Below are 2,227 nucleotides of genomic sequence, written 5' to 3'. Positions count from 1 at the left end.
GGTGGGCCTGCTCGGGGGTGTTCGGCCGGTCGGGGGCTCAGTCCTCGCCGCCGGCACCGCCGGAGGGCAGCTTGGCCTGGATCAGCTGCATCACCGAGGAGTCGGTGAGCGTGGTGACGTCACCCAGCTCGCGGTTCTCCGCCACGTCCCGCAGCAGGCGGCGCATGATCTTGCCGGACCGGGTCTTGGGCAGCTCGGCGACCGGCAGGATCCGCTTCGGCTTGGCGATGGGCCCGAGGTGCTTGCCGACGTGCGCCCGCAACTCCTCCACCAGGCCCTCGTCCTCGGCCGCCGATCCGCGCAGGATCACGAAGGCGCAGATGGCCTGGGTGGTCTGCGGGTCGGCGGCGCCGACCACGGCCGCCTCGGCGACCTTGGGGTGGGAGACGAGCGCGGACTCCACCTCGGTGGTGGAGATGTTGTGGCCCGAGACCAACATGACGTCGTCCACCCGGCCCAGCAGCCAGATGTCCCCGTCGGTGTCCTTCTTGGCGCCGTCGCCGGCGAAGTACAGGGGCGCGTCCTTCTCCACGCCCGGCACCGAGCCGGCGCGGAAGCGGGACCAGTAGGTGTCGAGGTACCGCTGGTCGTCGCCCCAGATGGTGCGCAGCATGGACGGCCACGGCTCGGTCAGCACCAGGTAGCCGCCGTGGCCGTCGGGCACCGCGTTGGCATCGTCGTCCACCACGGTGGCGCCGATGCCGGGCAGCGGCACCTGGGCCGAGCCGGGCTTGGTGGAGGTCACGCCCGGCAGGGGGCTGACCATCATGGCGCCGGTCTCGGTCTGCCACCAGGTGTCCACGATCGGGGTGCGTCCGGCGCCGATGTGCTCGCGGTACCAGATCCACGCCTCGGGGTTGATGGGCTCACCCACCGAGCCGAGGATCCGCAGCGAGGAGAGGTCGAACTTCGCCGGGATGTCGTCGCCCCACTTCATGCACGCCCGGATCGCGGTCGGCGCGGTGTAGAGGAGGGTGACGCCGTACTTCTGCACGATCTCCCACCAGCGGCCCCGGTGCGGGGTGTCGGGGGTGCCCTCGTAGATCACCTGGGTGGCGCCGTTGGCCAGCGGCCCGTAGACGATGTACGAGTGTCCGGTCACCCAGCCGATGTCGGCGGTGCACCAGTAGACGTCGCTCTCCGGCTTGAGGTCGAAGACCGCGTGGTGGGTGTAGGAGGTCTGGGTGAGGTAGCCACCGGAGGTGTGCAGGATGCCCTTGGGCTTCCCGGTGGTGCCGGAGGTGTAGAGGATGAACAGCGGGTGCTCGGCCTCGAACGCCTCCGGGGTGTGCTCGGGGGACTGTCGGCCGACGGTCTCGTCCCACCACAGGTCCCGGCCCTCGGTCCAGGCGGTCTCCTCGCCGGTGCGGCGCACCACCAGGACGTTGCGGACCCGCTCGGTGCCGGGTCGGGTCAGGGCCTCGTCGACGGCGGGCTTGAGGGGGGAGGGCTTGCCGCGCCGGTAGCCGCCGTCGGCGGTGATGACCAGCCGGGCGTCGGCGTCCTCGATGCGGGTGGCCAGCGCGTCGGCGGAGAAGCCGCCGAAGACGACGGAGTGGGGGGCGCCGATCCTGGCGCAGGCGAGCATGGCGACGACGGCCTCGGGGATCATCGGCAGGTAGATCGCCACCCGGTCCCCGCCGCGCACACCCAGCTCCACCAGGGCGTTGGCGGCCCGGGAGACCTCCTCGCGCAGTTCGGCGTAGGTGATGCTGCGGGTGTCGCCGGGCTCGCCCTCGAAGTGGATGGCGACCCGGTCGCCGTGGCCGGCCTCGACGTGGCGGTCCACGCAGTTGTGGGCGACGTTCAGCCGGCCGTCGGCGAACCACTTCGCGAAGGGGGGGTTGGACCAGTCGAGGGTCTGTTCCGGCTCCGCGGCCCAGTCCAGCCGGCGGGCCTGTTCGGCCCAGAAGCCGAGACGATCGACGGCGGCCCGTTCGTAGGCGTCGGCGGTGACGTTGGCCCCGTCGGCGACCTCGGCGGGCGGTGGGAACCGCCGGTCCTCCGTCATGAGATTGGCCAGACTCTCGTTGCTCACGACATCTCCCTTGCGGCGTCAGCATGTGTCCCGGAACACACCTCACCAGGCCATCTGCCCTTTGACAAGGGTTTCCGAACAAGTGGTCCAGACCTGTCGCGGTGAGCGGTCGCGTCCGCGCGGCGAGCGGTTCGGCGGCGCGACGAACGGGCGACGGCGGAGAAAAACCCGGGTGGGGGTGGGGGAGGG

General features: G+C 71.4%; 1 protein-coding gene. It reads right to left on the bottom strand.

The features are described from left to right. Nucleotides 1–37: 37 nt before the first annotated feature. Nucleotides 38–2,038, bottom strand: coding sequence for an acetate--CoA ligase (acs, locus tag FNQ90_RS20340; RefSeq protein WP_182607685.1), 2,001 nt, complete (start codon nucleotides 2,036–2,038; stop codon nucleotides 38–40). Nucleotides 2,039–2,227 lie beyond the last annotated feature (189 nt).

Source organism: Streptomyces alkaliphilus, assembly GCF_014141535.1.
Classification (GTDB): Bacteria; Actinomycetota; Actinomycetes; order Streptomycetales; family Streptomycetaceae; genus Streptomyces; species Streptomyces alkaliphilus.
This window is presented reverse-complemented; position numbering and strand designations above follow the sequence as displayed.